The organism is Chitinilyticum piscinae, assembly GCF_015223195.1.
In the GTDB taxonomy this organism is placed as follows: domain Bacteria; phylum Pseudomonadota; class Gammaproteobacteria; order Burkholderiales; family Chitinibacteraceae; genus Chitinilyticum; species Chitinilyticum piscinae.
On sequence record NZ_JADFUA010000008.1, the window covers coordinates 1 to 21157 of the forward strand.

Genomic DNA, 21157 nt, shown 5'->3' on the forward strand with positions numbered 1-21157 from the left:
AAGCACTCACACTCATCGGCTGTAATTTGTTAAAGATCGTTGCCCTGACGCCGCCAAACTCGCTAAACTCGTCGTTTCGCTTCGTTTGTTTCGCTGCGTCAGCAGCAGAGAGGCCGAACTATACGGCCCAACCCTCGAAGCGTCAACACCCCGCCCGACAATTTTGCGCGCCAAGTCGATAAGTCGTTGTTTTGTAATACACACAAAACCAGTCAATCGTCAGCGCCGCCACCACAAATACCCAGATCAGTATATCGCCAGTCTTATCTACAACCGCCACCCCCAGGGCAATACCCCTAGGATTGCGCTTTTCACAGTTCTCATTACCAATAAAAAACGCCATCCGTGCGAGCAGATGGCGTTTTCGGGTAGTCGTATACCGCTATTCGCCAGCACTACCCTGCATAGCCAGCTGCAACTCCGCCTGTGCGCTATCGGTAAACGGATGCAGGTGCGAAAGGAACTGCCGTGATGCCGCCGCCCATGAGTAGCGCTCGGCAAACCGGCGCACTTCGGCACGATCAATTTTGAGGGCATCAAGACAAGCCTGGCGCAGATCATCCCGTAACGCACCCGGCCCATCAGTGCCGATGACATCAATCGGCCCGGTAACTGGATAGGCTGCCACCGGACAGCCGCACCCCATTGCCTCCAGCAGCACCAGTCCGAAGGTATCCGTTTTGGACGGGAAAACAAACACATCGGCAGCGTTATATACCTGAGCCAGCTCTTGCTGGTTCAGCACGCCGAGCCAGCTCACCCCTTGCTCGGTACCATATTTGGCCTTCAGTGATGCCGCAGCTGGGCCATCACCACAGACCCACTTCGACCCAGGCAGATCAAGTTCTAAAAATGCCTCAACATTCTTTTCAACAGCCACACGCCCAACATAAACAAAGATCGGCCGGCGCGTTTGCAAGCGGTCACGGGCGCCCGGCTTGAAGATTTCCAAATCTACTCCGCGGGACCACATCACTACATTCTTAAAGCCTCGCGCCTCCAGATCACTGACCACCACGCGGGTCGGCGCCATCACTGCACAGGCGTCATTATGAAAACCGGCCAGGAAGCGATAAGTCCAACTCAGCGGAATGCCAAAGCGCAGTTGCACATATTCCGGAAAGCGCGAGTGGTACGCAGTGGTAAATGGCAGCCCCTTGCGCTTGCAATATTTGCGCGCAGCCAAACCCAGCGGCCCTTCGGTTGCAATGTGGATGGCATCGGGGGCAAACGCATCAATGCGCTCGCGCAGTTTGCGCCCCGGGAATAGCGACAAGTGGATTTCCGGATAGGTAGGACACGGAATAGTCCTGAATTCCAGGGGTGAAACCACTTCAACCTCATGTCCAGCCTTTTGCAATTCCAGCCGGGTCTGCTTGAGGGTGCGGACCACGCCGTTAACCTGTGGCTCCCAGGCATCCGTTACGATCAGTACTTTCATTGCACATATTCCTTGGTGGGGTTATCGATCATCATGAGGTGCTGCAATTCCTGCTGTTGCTCCGCAAAGGTCTTCTGCCAACCCAGAATGCGCAGCTCTCCGGATGGCAACTCGACCAGTGCGGTTAGGCTTTCCACCCAGTCACCATCGTTGCAGTAGAGAATGCCGTCGATCTCGCGCAGCTCTGCTTTATGGATATGCCCGCAGATCACGCCATCCAGTCCGCGCTGGCGCGCCTCAGCGGCCACGGCTTCTTCGAAATCACTGACGAAATTCACTGCCGACTTGACCTTATGCTTCAGGTACTGGGACAAGGACCAGTAGCCCAGACCCATTCGGGCCCGTAACTGGTTGAACCATTGATTGAGTTTGAGCGTGATGCCATACAGTCGGTCACCCACCACGGCCAGCCATTTCGCACACTGCACCACGCCGTCAAAACGATCGCCGTGAAGCACCAGAAAACGACGACCATCCGCAGTGGTGTGGACAATTTCATCTTCAATGCGGATTTCACCGAACATTAGCCCCAGAAACTGCCGAGCTGCTTCATCATGATTGCCGGGTATGAAGGTGACCTTGCACCCCTTGCGGGCCTTGCGCAGGATTTTCTGGATCACGTCGTTGTGTCGCTGGTGCCAGTACCAGGATCGCTTGAGCGCCCACCCGTCGATGATGTCGCCAACCAGGTACAAATGCTCGGCATCGGTATGCTTCAGAAAGTCGAGCAGATAATCGGCCTGACACCCAGCCGTCCCCAGATGCAAATCTGAGATCCAGATGCTGCGAAACTTCAGTCGCGGCTCATCACCCATTCAAGGCTCCTGTCTTGGCTGCATTTCCAAGCATCTTGCGTGACAGCAATGACAGATCGGTGACGGTTTCGTGTATACGGCGTGACGTTATCAAGTCAAATCAATGACATACCACCACACAGCGGCACAACACCACCTGGTTCGGCAGGCTGTGTTATGGTTCGGGGTTTATTTATTACCGGCAGCAGATTCATGAAGCACTCCTCGCGCCCCGACACCCCCTGCATCGCGGTCTGCTCGACGGCGCTGGGTGACGAAGTCTGCCGCGGCTGCGGGCGCAGCAGTCAGGAAGTGGCAATGTGGGTAACGCTGGACGAGGCAGCCCGCGAGCCGATCTGGCAGCGACTGGAGGCTTTCTGGGCAAAACAAGGCTGTGAACCGCCTTGGCTGCGCAGATAGGCTTACCGGTATCAGCCGAAAAGGCATGCCCGACATGACATAAAGGTCAATACCCGCCCTATACGGCCTTCCCCATCAGTACAGCCTCTTCCCCATAGTAAGCCGGAAGTGGGGGCGCCCCCCTTACTTCGGCAAAGCCCTGTCTTTCCCAGTAGCTATGCGCTCCCATCACGGCAACGAGGCGCAAGTGCCCAATACCTTGCAGCAGTGCCCAGCGACTGGCCTGCCCCAGCAAGGCGGCAGCAATTCCCTTGCCACGCTGCGCCGGCAAGATCGCCATATCATGTAAAAACAATTGATCTGGTTCACCCGTGAACTGCTGCCCACCGAGGCCCCAAGCCGGCGGAGCGTCGCCCGCCCAAGGATGGGCCAGCAGATAGCCCAATACCCCGCCCTGTTCGCGCCAGCACCAGCAACTATCCGGACCCAGTCGCTGCTTGTCAGCCAGAACCACCACCGATTCATGCAATTCAACAGGGTAGGCCTGAAGCTGTACGGCATGTACTTCCGTCCAGTCCGCCTTGCCGATCACGGCAATCGTCATGCGATCTCCACCACCTGCGTATCAACGTCGCATTGCCCAAGCGGCGATGCGCTACGCGATATAGTCTAACGCCCTCCCGGATTCGGGCAAACCGCGCAAAGATGCATTTCTTGCTTGGTGTTTAGGGCAAAGCCTTCCTAGCATGAAAGCGCAGCTGTCAGACATAACCAAAGTGCAAGGGAGACGACACCATGGATCTAGCTGAAGTATTCGACCGCGCTGCCGCAAAATTGCCCAGCGTTCCCAAAGTCGTGCAGGAACTGATCGCCAGCTTCGAAAAAGAAGACACCGACATCGACGAGATCGCCCGCAAGGTTTCGCACGATCAAGTCATTACTGCCAAAGTTCTGCGCATGGCCAACAGCGCCAAATTTAGCGCGGGCTCCTCGGTCAAGACCATTGATGACGCAGTAGTCCGTCTCGGGTTTGATGCCCTGCGGGTACTGGTTATTGCATCCGGCGTATCATCCATTCAGGTACCCAACGATACCTTCGACCGGCAAGCCTTCTGGCGCCACAGCTTTGAGGTTGCCAATACCTGCAAGTGGCTGGCGAAGTACGCGGGGCTGGATGGCAATCAGGCGTATACCAGCGGCTTGCTGGCCAATATCGGCGAGCTGCTGATCCATGTTGCCTTTCCGGGGCAAGCACTGAAAATCGATCGGCTGGTCGAAGGCGGTGCGGACCGCATCCAGCTGGAAAGCATGGAACTGGGCCTGGATCTGACCCAGGTGGGCGAAGAGCTCGCCAAACGCTGGCACTTCCCCGCCGATATCCAGCGCGCCATCCGCCAGCAGCGCAATCCGGCCGCACACACGCCCTTCGAGCCCTATGCAGGATTGATTGCCTTGGCCGAGCTCGTGGTTCACCAATTCACCCACAACAGTACTGCCGAACAGTGCGCCGAGGCATTGCCGGACAACATGCTGCAACTATTGAACATCAATCGTGACAAGTTGCTGGCCAATCTGGAGCAAGGGCGCGAAATCTGCCTGGCAGTGGATGATTTGCTCTAGACTCGCACATCCCAATAAAAACGGCAGCAAGCGCTGCCGTTTTTATTGGGTATATAGCCAAAGCCGATACTGGATATGGCTTGCAACCAGACACCCCGATTAGCGCCCGCGTGATTTCGCCGGCTTGCTGACTTTTTTGCTGCCGGCAGAAGCCGATTTGGGCGACTTTTGCGCACCGGACTTGGCGACACTTCCCTTGCGGCCGGGCTGGCGCACGGCTTTGCTTTTACCCTTGGCAGTAGAGCGCTTGGCCTCGCGCGTTTGCACTACGGGCGCAGCCTGCGCTGATTTTTTCTTGGGTAACGGGGTCGCCGCTGCCGGTTCGTCAAAAGGTAATGGTGCATCTTCGGCTCGCACCGACATTTGCGTCATCAACAGCGCCATGCCTGCGAGCAAAACCAGCCCACGTTTCATCCCCTGCATTGCTTTTCCTTTGCGCCTGTCTCTGTGTAGTTAGCTGACCAGCTTGTCAGCAGGGATTATACCTGCAACAACAGCCGATCCGAGCGTGGCATTTCACAGTCATGCCGCGTTCCAGCCAAGCAACCCTGCGGCTACCGCGCGCAGGGCAGCTGGCCGATTGGCATAGCAAGTCAGGCGTCCACGCAGCATCGGCCACTCCGCCAGATCTCCGGCAATGCGCCCGGCAACCAGCCAGGTTCGCGCGGCGGCCCGCCTGGACAATTCATTAAGTAATTGCCGCTGCCGCGGGTGCAGCATGGCGTTGTAACTCACAACGATGACCTGGGCAAAATCATCGCTAAGCCGAAGAACCGTTTCGATATCCTCCTGCTCCGGCACCAGTGGCAGATAAACCGCTCGCACGGGCATGCCCGCCTCCCGCAACTGCGCAGCCAGCGAACCATCACGCGTTTCAGTTTCATCCATCTCGGTACGCTGCCGCACTTCGCATTGCACCACCAGCGCAGCGAACTGCGGATCAAGCCGTGCGACACCCCCTTCCCAATGCAGCGCGGCCGCATGCAACCGGGCAGAGAGTGCCAGTGAGTCAGCGCTTGCCAGAATATCAGGCACTACTGCCTCCGGCAGAGACCATTGCGCCATACGATATGCCTCCTTGAGACGCAGTATGCGAGCAAGCGACTGATCGACACGCGCTTCGGAGATCTCGCCCGAAAGCACGGCCTCCAGCAAGGCCGCATGCACCGCGCGCTGGCGATCCAGTCGATGAGAAACCAACAAGATGTCCGCTCCGGCACGGAAAGCCGCCAGCGCCCCCTGGACGACCCCCATTCCGGCAGCAATCGCGTCCATTTCCAAGCAGTCGGTAAAGATGACGCCGTCGAATCCCAGTTCACGCCGCAACAGGCCATTCAGCACGGCAGCCGAACAAGTGGACGGCGTATCACGATCGGCTTCGATAGCCGGAAACACTACATGCGCACTCATCACCGCCGGCGCCCCTGCCGCAAGCGCGGCCCGGAACGGTGCGAGTTCGACGGCATCGAGACGCTCCCGTCCATGCGGTACGGAAGGCAAACCAAGATGCGAATCAACTTCGGTATCCCCGTGACCCGGAAAATGCTTGATCACCGGAACGACACCGGCCTCATTGACCGCACGCAATGCCGCCAGGCCGTATCTGGATACGGTCTCGACAGAGTCTCCAAAAGCACGGACACCGATGACCGGATTGCGGGGGTTGTTGTTGACGTCCAGCACAGGCGCAAAATTGACATTGATGCCCATCTGCTTCAGCTCACGATTGGCGATGCACGTCAGCTCACGCACGGCAGCCAGCTCGCCGGTCGCGGCCAGAGCCTGAGCCGAAGGCAGCGGGGTCAGCCCCTGCTCCAGACGAGCTACCATGCCCCCTTCCTGGTCAATGGCAATCATCAGCGGAAGCGCACTGCTCAGCGCATTGCGCTGCTGCAAGCTGCGAGTTAGCGATGCGACCTGCGCCGGATCAGACACATTCCGCCTGAACAGGATGACACCGCCAACCTGTAACTGGTCCAGGAGACTCTCAATCTGCGCATCCGGCTCCAGGCCATCAAAGCCAACCATCAGCAACTGGCCAATTTTCTGCGACAGCGTCAGCGCTGTAATCTTCATCGACTGCTCCGCTCATCTGCGCACATCGCGTGCGGCGCGCCAGTATAGCGGAGCAGCACCGCAGCGCGCAGTGGCGGATTAGCTCCCGCTTCGCCATTCCTCGCTGGCGCGAGGCCATGCTTCGCGGGAGCGCTGCCAGCAATCCATGCATTCTGCAAAACGGCCGGAGTCCTCCGGCTCCTGCTCCAGCGCCAGGCACGCCTGTTGCAACGCCAATGCGCCGACCTGCCCCGCAATACCCTTGCAGGTATGTGCCAAACGATGCCGGTCCCCTTCCGCACTGGCCTGCGGCCAACTTTGTAGCAGATCACCGATACGCTGCAACCCCCGTTCAGCCAGCCCAAGAAAACGTGCAGGCGCATATCCAAGGGCATTGGCAGCAGGGGTAAGTGACCAAAGCGGCCGGGTATCAGCAACCTGCAATTCGTTCCCCGGCGCAACTGGCGCTAACAAGGCACTCGGCTGTTCGCGCTTTTCTGGTGCTAGCGCGGCCAGAATCTGCTCGCGAACAAACGGCTTCCCAATTGCGCCATCAATCCCGGCCTTTTCCATCACATCAGCCTCAGGGAACATTCCCGCCGTACTGAGAATGATTCGCCCCGAAAATTCCCGCGCACGCAGTGCCCGCGCAAGCTGAAGCCCATTCATCAGCGGCATGTGATAATCGACGATCACCGCGTCAAATCCCTCTGTCAGCATCCGTGACAGTGCGGCATAGCCATCCAGCTCCTGTGCCGCCGTCGCTCCAGCTCGCTGAAGCAGATCATCCAGCAGATCCAGATTCATTTCCTGGTCATCGACAATCAGAATATGCAACCCGGTAAGCGTAGAACTGCACGACGGTTCAGATTGCCCACCCTCCTGCGTATTGTGCCGGACAGGTAACTGCAGGAAGAAACTGGTTCCAGCCCCCAGCTTGCTGTCGAAATGCAGTGTTCCGCCCATCAGCTCGGCAAATTCGCGACTGATCGCCAGACCCAGTCCCGAGCCGCCGGCACGCTTGCCATCCAGGGATTGCTCGAACGGACGGAAAACCCGCTGTGCCGCCTCGGGGGGAATGCCCGGCCCGGTGTCACGAACCGCCGCATGCAGCCAGGGGTTGCTTTTGGCGTCAAGCGTCTGCCAGAAGCTGACATGCACCCCCCCCTGCATCGTCATCTTGATCGCATTTCCGATCAGATTGACCAGAATCTGTCTTATCTTGCCGGTATCCAGAATCAGCACATCATCGACACCCGGGTCCACGCGCAACTCCAGATACAAGCCCTTGCGTCTTGCCTGTTCGCGGAACAAGGCATCCAGTTCACGAGTAAGTTGCGACATCGAAAGTGCGCCCTGCTGCAACTCGGCCTTGCCGGCTTCGATGCGGCTTAGCTCCAGTACATTGTTCAGCAGGTTTTGCAGATACTCGCCACTACTGGCAATGCGCTCCAGCCATTGCTGCTGCCGCGGAGCCAACCCTCCCGACTCGCGCAGGCGCTGGCCATAGCCAAGAATCGCGGTCAGCGGTGTGCGGATTTCATGACTGACATGCGCCAAGAAGCGGCCTTTGGCATCGTTGGCGGACTCTGCCGCCAGCAACGCCTCACCCAGCTGGCGGGACAGGCCTTCCTGCACTTCCTGCCGCTGCTCAAGCCGCCAGAGTGCCCAGAACATGAAAGCGGCAAAAACGCAGAGCAAGGTGAATTCAAGTACGGACAAGACGATGCGGCTGCCTGCCATCTCATCAATTCGCTGCTTGCGCACGGAATTGTGTTCGACAAACTGGGTGCGCGCTTCCTGCACGATGAAATTCACGTCCTCCTGCAAGGCAAACACAGCCTTCTGCAGGCGCTCCGGGCCCTGCGGTCGCTCCATCGCAGCCACATGGGCATCGACCGCCTCGGCTCGCCGCGACAGCTGCTCCAGTCGGGCCTCCATTTCCGGTGCATCCCGATAGATTTCGGTGAAAGCCTGGTCGCGCAGCATATTGATGCGGCCAACGAAAATATCCTGCCAGCGCCGGACCAGCTGATATTGCTCCGGGGATCGCTGCTGGCGCAATTTGAGCACCTCTTCCCGCAGACTCTGATATTCCGAACGCAACTGGAAGAACTGCCAGAGCTGATTCTCGACGGCAAACTCGGTGACGCGGGACAACTCACTGCGCTGCTGGACTTCCAGCTGCAACACCGAAAACAACGCCAACCCGAGACAGGTGATGACTGTCAGGGCAACCCAGCGCAAGTGATGAAGAAGAAAATTCACGATATCGCCTGATTAGGCCGCCCTACTTCACGTCAATCGAAGCCAGCTGCCAGACGCAACGCTGATAGAACTCCGATTTGCGCAACTCGGCGCGCTCGAAGGGAAACATCACAAACAAGGGGCCCTTGTTCCGGGGTGTCATTACCTCGCCATTGTGTTTCATGGCAAGAATGGCGGCATTGGCCTTTGCGTCTTCCAGCGGCATGCCAATCATGTAATCGTTGAGCGCCTTGAACGTCAGCTGACTACCTTTCGCTTTGGCTGCTGCCAGAACATCTGCCAGCAGGGGGCCTTCGAACACCTGCGGGCCACTGAACCATGGCACGACGACGGTGTATTTGTACTGAGGCAGCTTCTCCAGCATTGCACGGTCAAATACGGCCTTCTCACCATCATTGGTCACACCGAGCGTACCACTCACAGTCAGCAAAACCTCACCGCGAGGTTTTTCCAGTGCGTGCGCACTCAGGAGCGGCAAGAGGGTCAGGGAAAGGCCAAGCAAAATGGAACGGATACGCACATGAATCTCCAGCATTGAATTAATGTGATTTTCTTGTTTGCTGTATTGTTGCCAGCCACCGGGCATTGCGCAAGCGATGATGCGCCGGCATGCGTATAATGCGCTGTTTTCGCTCGAAGCATTTCCCACCATGGCTGACAAGATCGCTACCATCGAATCACTGGACCACGAAGGTCACGGCATTGCCCGATATGAAGGCAAAACCATTTTCATCGACGGTGCACTGCCTTTTGAAACGGTCAGTTTCTCCAGCTACCGCAAGAAGCCCAATTTCGAAAACGCGCAGGCAACAGCCATCCATAAAGAAAGCTTCATGCGCGTCACGCCGAAATGCCCGCATTTTGACATTTGCGGTGGCTGTTCGCTGCAACACATGGAATTCAACGCGCAGGTTGCCGCCAAGCAGCGCGTACTGGAAGACAACCTCCAGCGCATCGGCAATGTCTCGGCCGAAGTCTCGCTGCCGCCGATCTATGGCAGCCCCTGGGGTTACCGCCACCGTGCACGCCTGTCGGTGCGCCATGTCGCCAAGAAGGGCGGCATGCTGGTTGGTTTCCACGAGAAGCGCTCGTCCTACATCGCCGACATGACCGAGTGCCACATCCTGGTGCCGCATGTCGCGAAACAATTGCCGGCCATGCGCGAGCTGGTCAGCAAGTTGTCGATTTTCGACCGCATGCCGCAAATCGAAGTGGCCGTTGGCAGCAAGGTCACCGTGCTGGTGTTCCGCAATATGGAAGCCATCACGCCGGCCGATGAAGCGATCCTGAAAGCCTACGCGGACGAGTGGCAGGTGCAGATCTGGCTGCAGCCCAAGGGGCCGGATACCGCCTACCCGCTCTACCCGCTCGACGCACCGCAGCTTTCCTACGAACTGCCGGAATTCGGCATCGAAATGCCGTTCAAGCCGACCGAATTCACGCAGGTGAATCATCAATTGAATCGCGTCATGGTCGAGCGCGCGATCAATATGCTCGACCCGCAGCCTGGCGAAACCATTGCCGACATGTTCTGCGGCCTGGGCAACTTCACGCTGCCGATCGCCAAGCGCGGCGCGAAAGTTCTCGGCATGGAAGGCAGCCAGCAACTGGTCGAGCGCGCCTTCCAGAGCGCGGAACACAATAAGCTCAGAAACAAGGTTGATTTCAAGGTCGCCAATCTGTTCGAGATGACCCCAGACTGGCTGAACCAGCTCGGCCATTTCGACAAGATGCTGATCGACCCGCCGCGCGACGGCGCCATCGAGCTGGTCAAGGCCATCGACCCCGTAAATGGCCCCAAACGTATCGTGTATGTGTCCTGTAATCCATCGACGCTGGCACGTGATGCCAATGTGCTGGTGAACGTGAAGGGCTACACGATGAAATCCGCCGGGATCATGAACATGTTCCCGCACACCACGCATGTGGAATCCATCGCCTGGTTCGAAAAAACCGGCCCGGGACTGAATGCCGAGGAACTGGCGGCCCTGGAAGCGCGCGAAGAAGCCGCGCGTCAGGCCGCCAAGGAAGCGCGCAAGCTGGAGGCCGCAGCCGAGGCCAAACGCAAAGCGGACAAGGAAGCCGAGCTGGCCGCCAACCGTGTGCGCAAGGCCGCCGAAAAGGAAGCTCGCCGCCTGGAATGGCTGGCTCGCCAAGCCGAAGACAGCAGCAACACGCAGTAATACTCAGCGCTGCCATCGGACGGGGCCTCTGGCCCCGTTTTTTATGCGTCTTTCATACATACCCATAGCCGCATTGACGCGCAAGCCAATATCAACAAGGCATGATAAGCCATACCCATGCAATGACACGGCGCATAGATTGAAAAATGCCATGATGCATTTACCAGATCACATGGCATTTCTGCCACGCACCCCGTCGTCAAGGGGAGAACAATCCATCGTGGAAGCTTTCAATTCCACCAATAACAAGGAGTTCGACCATGACGCGTTTTCGCCCCCAACTGCTCGCCAGCGCACTGCTGGGCCTGGGCTTCCTGACCGCTGTTCCGGCCAGTGCAGCCGAAAAGCTCGAATACTGGACCATGAATATGGCACCAACCTTCAAGGACTACTTCACCAAACTCACTGCTGACTTCAACAAGCAGAACCCGGGTCTGGAAGCCGTATGGGTCGACATGAACTGGGACCAGATCCAGCCGAAGCTGATCGCGGCTCTGGCCGCTGGCAACCCGCCGGCACTGGTGAACTTCAACGTTCCCTGGACACACGATTTTGCTCGTCAGGGCAACATCCTGCCGGTTGATGCCTATATGGGCGCCGACAAGGCCAAGTATGAAACCAATGCCATCAAGGACGTGACGGTCAACGGCAAGGTATATGCCTTCCCTTGGTACAACTCGGTTTCGGTTATTGCCTACAACACCGAACTGTTCGGCAAAGCTGGCGTAAACGGCCAGCCCAAGAGCTTTGATGAACTGGTTAGCCAAGCACGAACCGTCAAGCAGAAAACCGGGGTTCCGGCTTTTGTGCCGAAACTGGCCCCGGGTAGTGGCGGCGGCGTCATCGGCTGGTTCTATTACGCCGGACTGCCGGTCATCAAGGATGGCAAGGCGGTATTCAACTCGCCGCAGCACGTGGCAATGGTTCAGCAATTTGCCGACCTCTACAAGGAAGGCGTCATGCCCAAGGACGTATTCAAGGTTGAATTTGAACAGGAAATCGCGGCCTTCAATGCTGGCAAGCTGGCCATGATGACCACGGCACCTCAAGCGCTGAAGCGCACGCAGAATGACGCGAAGGGTACCTATGCGAAGACCGACATCGCGGCATTTCCGACCGCAGCCGGTGAAATGGCATGGGGTGGCTGGCTGATGGCCTATGTCATCCCGAAGGGCGTGAAAAATCCGGAAGCAGCCGGCAAGCTGGGCATGTTCCTGACCAACGACACGAACCAGTTGGGTTTCTCGAAGGCGACCAGCACCACCTTCCCGTCGACCAAACAGGCTGCGAAGGATAGCTTCTTCACCGCGGGTACCGCCAGCAAGGATCCCGTCGAAAAAGCCCGCGCCGTGGCCGCTGGCTCGATGGCAGGTGCCAAGACCGTGATGATGGAGCCGGGCATCCTGCCGGATGAAACCACCATGATGCGCAAATTCAACGACGAAATGCAGCTGGCCATCACCGGCCGCAAACCGGTAAAAGCGGCGCTCGATGCGGCCGCGGCAGACTGGAACAAGCGTCTGAGCAAGAAGTAATCTTCAAGGGTATGGGTATGAACGCTCTAATGCAGAAGGGCTGAGATTGCATACCCCCAGCCTGACGATAACCTCGTCAGGCTGGCTCACTAGAAGAAAATGGTATCATCCCCGGCGGAACCTGAAGCATCCGCCGCAGGCGGAGGCTCGGAAAACACCATCCGGTTGCGCCCCGACGACTTGGCTTCATACAACGCCTGATCGGCCCGACCCAGCGTCATGCTCAGCACTTCGAATGGCTGGATTGCTGCAATGCCGCCACTAAGCGTCACCCGGCCGATCTGCGGAAAATCATGCTGCTCGACCTGCTCCCGGAAGCGCTCCAGCGCCAGCATTACGCCCTCGCGACTCTGCGGCCCAAGAATTACCACAAACTCCTCGCCGCCATAGCGAAACAAACAATCATCACTACGGAAACTGCTTCGCATCAATTGCGCGACCAGTAGCAGTACTTCATCACCAAAAAGGTGGCCAAGCCGGTCATTGATCTGTTTGAAGTGATCTATATCGAATACGGCAAGAAAGTACTGTGCGGGCACCTGATCCTGCCTGCGCCCAGTGCCCTGCGACTGAATCGCCGGCAAGTTCTGCAATGCCGTGACGATTTTGAAATATTGGCGCTCAAGCGTCTTGCGATTGAGCAGCCCGGTCAGCGTATCCGTCTCGCCATAATCCAGCAGGGCGATATGGTTTTCATAGATTCGGGCGATTCCCTGCAGCAGACGCAGATCGGAAGGCTCCAGCCCTTCATGCACCCGGATATCGAGCAAGGCATAAATCTCCCCCTTGCGGCGCAAATGCATGATCAGGCACTCACCACCTGGCGCGACATGAAGTGCGCTTTCGCTCATCAGTACACCCTGCAGCCAGGGATCGGTTTCAGGGCGAGCAGAGCTTCGCCCTGAACTAGCGGCCAGCGAATGCTGCCTGACCCCGTGCTCGTCGAACTCGACGAGTAATCCGAGCCCCGTACCATTGCCGGCCACTACGGTGCGGTAAAAGCGGATAGCCATCACCGGCAGCATTTCGTACACCGTCAGACACATGCTCACCGCAAGATCATCGCGATCTTGCAATCCGGTGATATTGGCAAGGGACTGCACCAACTCCTGTGGGGCCAGTGTTCGATTATTCAGCATCCATCCGTCCTGTGGCTGCCGCCAGTGACACAGCCTGCTCTGCAGACTAGGCTGACGGATGCGCTTTGTACAGGATGCCCGCGCTCAACAATCCGCTGTCAATACAGGCGCAGCAACTGGGCCAGGCCATACAGAAGCAGACCGATCAGCCCCCCGACCAATGTGCCATTGATGCGGATGTATTGCAGATCTGTGCCGATATTCAGCTCAAGCCGCTCAACCATCGTACGGTCATCCCAATCCTTGACCTGCTGGGCGATAAAATCTGCAATGGGCTCACGCCAGCGCGCCAGCGCACCAGGAATGGTTGCTTCGACCTGTTCGTTGATCCAGGCACGCATTGCCGGGTCTCTGCGCAGCCGAACTGCCAGCGTCGCCGTGAGCCCTTCCAGCTGCAGCCGTACCTTGGAATTCTCTTGCTGGATGTCCTGAGCCACCCAGTCCAGCACCCCCAGCCAAAGCGAATGCAACTGTGCGGCCAGCTCTGGCTGGACCAGGAGTTCATGCTGGGCTCGGGCCAGCCGTTGCTGCAACGCGGGATCATGCCGCAGCTGATTGGCCAGCTCGGCCAGCCAGCCATCCAGACGTTGGCGCAGTCGATGCTGGTGATCCGATCCGGCCGAACGCAATTCCCGCTGCACGCCATGCACCAGCTTCTCGGTGATGTAGCGCGCCGCCGCACGATCCAGGCTGACATAGCGCAGAATATTCATTTCAGCGGCCACCACGCCAACCAGCTGCTCCTGAATATCCGGGTCATCAAGCTGCCGATCCAGCTCACGCAGCACCTCTTCCAACAGGCGATGATGCCGCTTGCCGTAAGCCAGGCCATCAAGGAGTGATGCCAGCAGCGGGGAGAGATCCAGCTGCTGCAGCCGTTGCTGAACACTGTGACCAAAAAAAGCCATGACCCGACGATCATTGAGAGCCAGCAACAGCTGCCCCAGCAGGGTAAACAGCAACTCATTGAGCCACTGCTGCGCATGTGGCTTGGCCAGCCAGCGCATCATCTGGCTCGCCGGATTGAATTCGCGCACCGCGCTCAGCACGCGCTCGGTGGAAAGAAAATTGCTGGTGATGAACGTGCCCAGGCTTTCGGCGATGCGGCTCTTGTTGCGCGGAATAATCGCAGTATGGGCCAGCGGAATGCCCATGGGATGGCGAAAAAGTGCCACGACGGCAAACCAGTCTGCCAGAGCACCAATCATCGCGGCTTCGGCAAATGCCGCCACGTAGCCCCAGAGTGGATTACCCCCCCTGAGCGAAGCGGCAACCACAAACAGCACGGTTGCGGCAAGCAGCAAACCGAGTGCCAGCCGGCGCCCGCGCTGCAAGCGCCGCACTTTTAACTGCATGTCATCCAGATCTGCCTGATCGACCAACGCCACTCACCTCCTTGCGCCACTATAGCGAAGAACGCCGAGAAGCGAACTTGCCATTCGGCAAGCGTTGCCAATCCACCTTTCCGCGCCAGCAATCAGCCAAGAAGCATGCAGCACAGATAGGCAGACAACAAAAAAGGCCTTGGCGAAAATCGCTCAAGACCTTGATTTTGGTGGTGCCCGGGGTCGGACTCGAACCGACACGTATTTCTACGGGGGATTTTGAATCCCCTGCGTCTACCATTTCGCCACCCGGGCACGAAGAGCGGCATTATGCCTTGCCACTCCCCGGCTGACAAGCGCTTAAGTATCTCCGGCTTTTTTGAGCTGCAAGGCGCGCTCGTAGAGCAGGTTGCGGGGGGCGCTACTGATCTGTACGGCAAGCGCCACAGCCTGCTTGAGCGGCAGCTCGGCCAGCAGTGGCAACAGGAGCGAATCGTATTCGTCACCGGCGGCCTTGGGCTGCGCCGCAGCCGCATCAAGAACCAGAACACATTCGCCACGCTGCTGGTTACTGTCTGCGGCAACAAAGGCATGCAGCTCGGCCAGCGAACCGCGCCGGATCGTTTCAAAGGTTTTGGTCAGCTCACGGCAGAGTACCGCTTCGCGGGAAGGCCCCAGCACCTCGACCAGATCGGCCAGACATTCAAGAATGCGGTGCGGCGCCTCGTAGAATACGATCTGAAAGGGCAAGGCCTGCAGTTGAGCCAGCTCCGCTTTGCGCTGACCGCTTTTGGGTTGCAGAAATCCATAAAAGAGCGCGTGGGGCGCAGTAAATCCAGCAGCGCTGAGTGCGGTGGTCAGGGCAGATGCGCCGGGAATGGGCACTACGGGGACTCCGGCGGCATGGGCCGTCGCCACCAGCACCGCACCCGGATCGGAAATGGCCGGGGTGCCCGCATCAGACACCTGTGCGACCACTTCGCCGGCTTGCATGCGTGACACCAGTTTTTCAGCCATGCCCCGCTCATTATGCTCGCGCAGGCTGACCATTGGGGTGCTGATGCCATAGTGCTTGAGCAGCAAACCGGTGACCCGGGTATCCTCGGCGGCAATCACATCAGCCTGCCGCAACACATCCAGCGCACGCGAGGTGAAATCCCCACGATTCCCGATTGGCGTGGCAACCACATATAATGAGCACTTGCTCACCAGAAAAGTATCGTCATGCACGCCAGAAACCTCCTACTGCGCAGTCTGCGATTCACTGCGGCGGTACTATACGGTGCTGCAGCCATTACGGCTACCGCGGCAGACAAGGTCCAGGATGACGTCGCTGTCGCCCACCAGCCCGCAAGCATTGCGGTGCTGCTGCCGATCAAAAGCAAATCCCTGCGCCCTGCAGCCGAGCAGATTCGTGCAGGCATTGTGGCCGCCGAAAAAGCACACGGAAATGCTGACATTCCAACGATTAGACTCTATGACACCGGCGACGCAGAAACCGAAATACTGGCGCAGCTGGACAAAGCCAGAGCCGATGGGGCCCGCGCGATCATCGGACCATTAAGCAAATCCGCCGTAAATTATGTGGCCGATATGGCCGAACTGGATGTACCCATACTGGCGCTGAACAGCTTCGATGACACAACCCTGCCTCGCAAGGGTCTGTACAGCTTCAGCCTCTCGATCGAAGCGGAAGCCGCACAACTTGCCCGCACGATTCAGGAAGGCGGATTGAACAAACCCGTGCTGCTGCAAGGAGAAGGCTCTCTGGCTGCGCGTATGGTTCAAGGCTTCTCCAGCCACTGGACCCGTACCTCTGGCAATGCCCCCGAGGTCATTGATCTTGCCGAGCCGGCTGCAACACCTTCCGCGCTAGCCGAATTACTGGCAGCACGCGACTGTGATGCCGTCATACTGGCTACCACGGCCAAACAGGCCCGTCTGATCCGCCCGTACCTGGGCAATGACCGGCTTGTCTACGCGACCAGCCAGATCGATACCGGGACGCTGAAGGCATCGGTTGATCTAGCCGGCGTTCGCTTCCTCGACATGCCCTGGCTGGCCGCGCCAGAGCACGATGCCTTTATGGCCTACCAACGCAAACGCTCGCCATCCGCCGATCTGGAGCGACTGTATGCCCTGGGAATCGATGCCTGGCGCATTGCGGCTTCCCTCGCGACGCAGAGCGGAGAAAAGGAGTGGGAAGGTGTCAGCGGCTGGCTTAGTGTCGGGGACAATGGCCAGATCCAGCGTGAACTGGTCTTGCGCACCGTACCCGGAAGGCTACCGGCCAGCAAACCCGCCGACTCTAACCCCACACCGAGCGGGCAATGAACGAACGCGGCCGGCTGGCCGAGGCCATGGCCGCAAGCTATCTCGAAAGACAAGGCTTGCGGATTGTCGAGCGGAACTGGCAATGCCGCAGGGGCGAGATAGACCTGATTGCCCGTGAAGGGGAAACACTGGTATTTGTAGAAGTTCGCGCCCGCGCGTCGGCACGCTTTGGCGGTGCAGCAGCCAGCATCAGTCAGGCAAAACGCGCTAAACTCCTGATCGCCGCACAAACTTACCTGAGCAGTCTGCGTGTCACGCCAGCATGCCGCTTCGATGCCCTGTGCATCGAAGGCACGACAGTCAACTGGCTGAAGAACTGCCTGGACGCCACTGAAGGTTAACGAAGGAACAGCAATGGATTTGATCGCCCGCGTACAGCACCACTTTCTGGAAAGCATCAAGGTCAAGCAGACCGCCGCTGATGAACTCGCTCCGGCCATTGCCGCTGCAGCAGAGCTGATGGTGCAGACGCTGATCGCCGACGGCAAGATTCTGGCTTGCGGCAATGGCGGCTCGGCTGCCGATGCCCAACACTTTGCAGCTGAAATGGTGGGCCGCTTCGAGCGTGAGCGCCCGGGCCTCCCGGCCATCGCGCTGACCACCGATACGTCGGCACTCACTGCGATTGCCAACGACTATGACTTTGACTTGGTGTTTTCCAAGCAGGTTCATGCACTGGGGCGTCCGGGTGACATCCTGATTGCCATCTCCACTTCAGGCAACTCCGCCAATGTCATCGCGGCCATCCACGCCGCACATGAGCGCCAGATGCGCATCATCGCGCTGACCGGCAAGGGTGGCGGCCAGATCGCAGATCTTTTGACTGGCGACGATGTTCACATTTGTGCACCGACTCCGCGCACTGCTCGCACACAGGAAGTCCACATTACCGCGATTCATGCCATGTGTGATGCGGTCGACTTCATGCTGCTCGGGGGTGATCAGTAATGCTGAAACGCGCCCTGTTGCTTGCCGCAGCCGTCTCGTCCATCGGCCTGACTGCCTGCGTACCGCTACTGGTTGTCGGCGGCGTCGCCGTTGGCGCCTGGATCGGCTCCGACCCGCGCAAGACAGCGCTGATCGAAAAGGACACCAACAGTGGCGCAACCATCAGTGCCAAGATCATCGACACATGGAAAGAAAAGGCCCATGTGAACGTGACCGTCTATAACGGCGTGGCACTGCTGACCGGTGAAGTACCCGATAGCGAGGCACGACAAAAAATCGAGCAGATAAGCCGCGAAGATCAGCGCATCCGCCAGGTCATCAATGAAACGGTGATTGCTCCACCCTCATCTGCGGGCGAACGCCTCAACGACAGCCAACTCACCACGCGCGTCAAGACTGCAATCCTCACCGAAGGCGGAGATGCTCAGAGTGTGCACATTCTGGTCGTGACCGAGCGCAAGGTGGTGTACCTGATGGGGCTATCCACTCCTGAACTGGCCAACAAGGCGGCCATCAGTGCCAGCAAGGTGGGCGGCGTACAGCAAGTGGTGAAGCTGGTAGAGTATCGTCCACCGGCACCAAACTAATACCCGCATCTGTATTGCACCAGCGCCCCAGTAATATCTAACCTTCGGGGATATACCCATGAAAAACGGACTACAGCGTAGTCCGTTTTTGTTTCAGCACATCCCTGCTCAGAGTTTGACCGGCTTGGTATGCCAGATCCGCTCGGCATACTCGGCGATGGTCCGATCCGACGAGAACTTGCCCATGCCCGCCACATTCAGAATGGCGCGTCGCGCCCACTCATCGGGACGGGCATACAGATCATCCACCTTGTCCTGCGCATCAATGTAGCTCTGGTAGTCTGCCAGCAGCTGGTAGTGATCGCCCCAGTTCACCAGCACATCGTAGAGGAAGCGGTAACGCTCCGGCTCTTGCGGGCAGAAGAAGCCACTGGCGAGCTGATTGAGGACCTCGCGCAACTCACGATTGCCTTCGTAGATCTCGCGCGGGTTGTAGCCGTTCTTGCGACGAGTTTCCACCTCATCGGCCGTCTGACCGAAGATAAAGATGTTATCCGGACCAACTGCTTCGCGGATTTCCACGTTGGCACCATCCAGCGTACCGATAGTCAGTGCACCGTTGAGCGCAAACTTCATATTGCCGGTGCCCGATGCTTCGGTGCCGGCGGTGGAAATCTGCTCGGACAGATCGGCTGCCGGAATGATGATTTCGGCAAGGCTGACACTGTAATTCGGTATGAACACCACCTTGAGCTTGTCGCCAACACGAGGGTCGTTGTTGATTTTCACACCGACATCGTTGATCAGCTGGATAATCAGCTTGGCAGTCTTATACGCAGACGCGGCCTTGCCGGCGAAGATCACCACACGCGGCTGGAAGGCTTTTTCCGGATGCTTGATGATCCGGTTGTAACGCGTAATCACGTGCAGCACATTGAGTAGCTGCCGCTTGTATTCGTGAATGCGCTTCACCTGCACATCGAACAGTGCATCCGGATTGATGTAGCCGCCCAGTGTGCGCGCGACATACTTCGCCAGCCGCTCCTTGTTGGCATGCTTGGCGTCGCGGAAATGCTGGATGAATTGCGGGAAATCGACCTTGTCGCGCAACTCCGCCAGCTCATCCAGCCTCACACGCCAGGTTTTGCCAATCGCGTCGTCAATCAGCCGGGACAGCGGCTCATTGGCCAGCGCCAGCCAGCGGCGTGGTGTAATTCCATTGGTCACATTGGTGAAGCGCTCGGGGAAGATCCGCGCAAAATCGGCAAAGATCGAGGTTTTCATGAGTTCCGAGTGCAGCTCGGAAACACCATTGACCGTATGGCTGGCAACGACGGCAAGATAACCCATGCGTACCTTGCGCTCCCCTCCCTCTTCGATCAATGAAACGCGGCGCAGCAGATCGGGATCATTCGGGAAGCGTGCGGCCACATCCTTCAGGAAACGGTCGTTGATGTCGAAGATGATCCGCAGGTGACGCGGCAACAGGCGCCCCAGCATGTCAACCGGCCAGCACTCCAGCGCCTCGCTCATCAGCGTGTGATTGGTGTAGCTGAAGATCTTGCCGGTGTATTCCCATGCGGTATCCCAGTCCAGCTGGTATTCGTCATGCAGCAGGCGCATCAGTTCGGGAACAGCCAATACCGGGTGCGTATCGTTGAGATGGATGGCGATCTTGTTCGGCAGCTCATCCAGTGACTCGTGAGTCAGGCGATAGCGGTGCAGAATGTCCTGCAGGCTGGCCGAGCAGAAGAAATATTCCTGCCGCAGGCGCAGCTCCTTGCCCGAGTAGGTCGAGTCATCCGGATACAGCACGCGCGACACATTTTCCGAGACGTTTTTCTCGGCCACGGCGGAGAAGTAATCGCCCTCGTTGAACTTGGAGAGATTGATTTCGCGCGTTGAGCGGGCTGTCCACAGGCGCAACGTGTTGGTGGCAGTGGTGTCATAGCCCGGAATGATGATGTCGTGAGCTACCGCGAGCACATCATGCTGGGTATCCACCCAGCGTACTTTCTCGCCATCGAGCTCGAGGCGGCCACCAAAGCAGACACGGTAACAAACCTCGTCGCGCGGAAAATCAAGGATATTGACCGAGCCCAGCCAGGTATCCGGAGCCTCGACCTGACGGCCTTCGATGATGCGCTGCTTGAACATCCCGAACTGGTAGCGGATGCCGTAGCCCATGCCCGGAATGCCCAGAGTGGCCATCGAATCCAGGAAGCAGGCGGCAAGACGACCAAGACCACCATTACCCAAAGCAGCATCCGATTCTTCCTTCAGCAGGTCTTCGAGACTGACCCCCATCTCGTCGAGTGCCTGCCGGACTTCATCCTGCAGGTTCAGCGCAATCAGCGCATTGCCGAAAGCACGACCGATCAGAAACTCCATCGAGAGGTAATAAACCCGCTTCACATCCTGCGAATACTGTGCGCGGGTGGTTTCCATCCAGCGCTCTACCATGCGATCGCGCACCGCCAGAAACACTGCATCCATCCAGTCCTTGTCGTTGGCTGCGTAAGGATCCTTGCCAATGGAAAACATCAGCTTGTTGGAAATGGCTCGCTTGAGCGATTCGACATCGTTGTTTTCAGCCGGCGAATCATAGGTAAACGGAATGCTCATGCA

20 protein-coding genes and 1 tRNA gene are annotated in these 21157 nt (G+C 58.2%); 8 read left to right on the plus strand and 13 right to left on the minus strand.

What is annotated here, in order from left to right; translation table 11 throughout:
* Positions 1 to 142: 142 nt before the first annotated feature.
* The 3 genes from INR99_RS12790 to INR99_RS12800 are packed head-to-tail and all read right to left on the minus strand — an operon-like array spanning position 143 to position 2256.
* The gene (locus INR99_RS12790; protein ID WP_194116742.1) at positions 143 to 343 is read right to left on the minus strand and encodes a hypothetical protein; all 201 of its coding nucleotides are present in this window, start codon (positions 341 to 343) and stop codon (positions 143 to 145) included.
* A 39-nt stretch (positions 344 to 382) separates the two neighbouring features.
* Complete coding sequence (locus tag INR99_RS12795) at positions 383 to 1441, minus strand: glycosyltransferase family 4 protein (RefSeq protein ID WP_194116743.1); 1059 nt, start codon at positions 1439 to 1441, stop codon at positions 383 to 385.
* Positions 1438 to 2256, minus strand: coding sequence for a UDP-2,3-diacylglucosamine diphosphatase (locus INR99_RS12800; protein ID WP_194116744.1), 819 nt, complete (start codon positions 2254 to 2256; stop codon positions 1438 to 1440). The genes INR99_RS12795 and INR99_RS12800 overlap by 4 nt, the downstream gene beginning before the upstream one ends.
* Positions 2257 to 2448: 192 nt before the next feature.
* Here INR99_RS12800 and INR99_RS12805 point away from each other — a divergent pair, with 192 nt between their 5' ends.
* Positions 2449 to 2655 carry a DUF1289 domain-containing protein gene (locus tag INR99_RS12805; protein ID WP_194116745.1) on the plus strand — a complete coding sequence of 69 codons (207 nt, stop codon included), beginning with the start codon at positions 2449 to 2451 and terminating at the stop codon, positions 2653 to 2655.
* Between the two features lie 58 nt (positions 2656 to 2713).
* Here the strand turns inward: INR99_RS12805 and INR99_RS12810 are convergent, their stop codons facing one another.
* Positions 2714 to 3199: a GNAT family N-acetyltransferase gene (locus INR99_RS12810; RefSeq protein WP_194116746.1), complete on the minus strand. Its 486-nt coding sequence runs from the start codon at positions 3197 to 3199 to the stop codon at positions 2714 to 2716.
* Positions 3200 to 3390: 191 nt separating this feature from the next.
* On the opposite strand from INR99_RS12810, the gene INR99_RS12815 reads away from it, so the two are divergent.
* Positions 3391 to 4215, plus strand: a complete 825-nt coding sequence (locus tag INR99_RS12815; protein ID WP_194116747.1) for an HDOD domain-containing protein — start codon at positions 3391 to 3393, stop codon at positions 4213 to 4215.
* Positions 4216 to 4314: 99 nt separating this feature from the next.
* Here INR99_RS12815 and INR99_RS12820 read toward each other — a convergent pair whose 3' ends face one another.
* The 4 genes from INR99_RS12820 to INR99_RS12835 form a co-directional block, all read right to left on the minus strand.
* Positions 4315 to 4629, minus strand: a complete 315-nt coding sequence (locus tag INR99_RS12820) for a hypothetical protein (protein ID WP_228098308.1) — start codon at positions 4627 to 4629, stop codon at positions 4315 to 4317.
* 108 nt (positions 4630 to 4737) lie between these two features.
* A complete protein-coding gene (gene nagZ, locus INR99_RS12825) occupies positions 4738 to 6291 on the minus strand; it encodes a beta-N-acetylhexosaminidase (protein WP_194116749.1) in 1554 nt (517 codons plus the stop codon).
* 78 nt (positions 6292 to 6369) lie between these two features.
* Entirely contained in the window at positions 6370 to 8538 is a 2169-nt protein-coding gene (locus INR99_RS12830; protein ID WP_194116750.1) for an ATP-binding protein, read from the minus strand.
* Between the two features lie 22 nt (positions 8539 to 8560).
* On the minus strand, positions 8561 to 9211 hold the full coding sequence (locus INR99_RS12835) for a putative pterin-binding protein (RefSeq protein ID WP_194116751.1): 651 nt from the start codon (positions 9209 to 9211) through the stop codon (positions 8561 to 8563).
* Between INR99_RS12835 and rlmD the strand changes: the two genes are divergently transcribed.
* Together rlmD and INR99_RS12845 are read left to right on the plus strand one after the other, a co-directional pair.
* Positions 9189 to 10721 (plus strand): 23S rRNA (uracil(1939)-C(5))-methyltransferase RlmD, encoded by a 1533-nt coding sequence (gene rlmD / locus INR99_RS12840; protein WP_194116752.1) that lies wholly within the window; start codon positions 9189 to 9191, stop codon positions 10719 to 10721. The two genes, INR99_RS12835 and rlmD, sit on opposite strands and share 23 nt — an antisense overlap.
* A gap of 260 nt (positions 10722 to 10981) precedes the next feature.
* Entirely contained in the window at positions 10982 to 12256 is a 1275-nt protein-coding gene (locus tag INR99_RS12845; protein ID WP_194116753.1) for an ABC transporter substrate-binding protein, read from the plus strand.
* Between the two features lie 89 nt (positions 12257 to 12345).
* On the opposite strand, the gene INR99_RS12850 is transcribed toward INR99_RS12845, so the two are convergent.
* From INR99_RS12850 to rsmI, 4 genes are all read right to left on the minus strand, one after another.
* Positions 12346 to 13395, minus strand: a complete 1050-nt coding sequence (locus INR99_RS12850; protein ID WP_194116754.1) for a GGDEF domain-containing protein — start codon at positions 13393 to 13395, stop codon at positions 12346 to 12348.
* A 98-nt stretch (positions 13396 to 13493) separates the two neighbouring features.
* Positions 13494 to 14783, minus strand: coding sequence for a DUF445 domain-containing protein (locus INR99_RS12855; RefSeq protein ID WP_308431493.1), 1290 nt, complete (start codon positions 14781 to 14783; stop codon positions 13494 to 13496).
* A gap of 168 nt (positions 14784 to 14951) precedes the next feature.
* Positions 14952 to 15035, minus strand: a tRNA-Leu gene (locus INR99_RS12860).
* A 45-nt stretch (positions 15036 to 15080) separates the two neighbouring features.
* Entirely contained in the window at positions 15081 to 15950 is an 870-nt protein-coding gene (gene rsmI, locus INR99_RS12865) for a 16S rRNA (cytidine(1402)-2'-O)-methyltransferase (protein WP_308431494.1), read from the minus strand.
* Here rsmI and INR99_RS12870 point away from each other — a divergent pair.
* Genes INR99_RS12870 through INR99_RS12885 form a run of 4 tightly spaced genes read left to right on the plus strand, consistent with a single transcriptional unit; the run spans position 15945 to position 18589 of the window.
* Positions 15945 to 17054 (plus strand): penicillin-binding protein activator, encoded by a 1110-nt coding sequence (locus INR99_RS12870; protein WP_194116757.1) that lies wholly within the window; start codon positions 15945 to 15947, stop codon positions 17052 to 17054. The two genes, rsmI and INR99_RS12870, sit on opposite strands and share 6 nt — an antisense overlap.
* Complete coding sequence (locus INR99_RS12875) at positions 17051 to 17395, plus strand: YraN family protein (RefSeq protein WP_194116759.1); 345 nt, start codon at positions 17051 to 17053, stop codon at positions 17393 to 17395. The genes INR99_RS12870 and INR99_RS12875 overlap by 4 nt, the downstream gene beginning before the upstream one ends.
* Positions 17396 to 17408: 13 nt before the next feature.
* Positions 17409 to 18002, plus strand: coding sequence for a phosphoheptose isomerase (locus INR99_RS12880; RefSeq protein ID WP_194116760.1), 594 nt, complete (start codon positions 17409 to 17411; stop codon positions 18000 to 18002).
* Positions 18002 to 18589, plus strand: a complete 588-nt coding sequence (locus INR99_RS12885; RefSeq protein WP_194116762.1) for a BON domain-containing protein — start codon at positions 18002 to 18004, stop codon at positions 18587 to 18589. Before INR99_RS12880 ends, INR99_RS12885 begins: the two co-directional genes overlap by 1 nt.
* A 108-nt stretch (positions 18590 to 18697) precedes the next feature.
* On the opposite strand, the gene INR99_RS12890 is transcribed toward INR99_RS12885, so the two are convergent.
* Complete coding sequence (locus INR99_RS12890) at positions 18698 to 21154, minus strand: glycogen/starch/alpha-glucan phosphorylase (protein WP_194116763.1); 2457 nt, start codon at positions 21152 to 21154, stop codon at positions 18698 to 18700.
* Positions 21155 to 21157 lie beyond the last annotated feature (3 nt).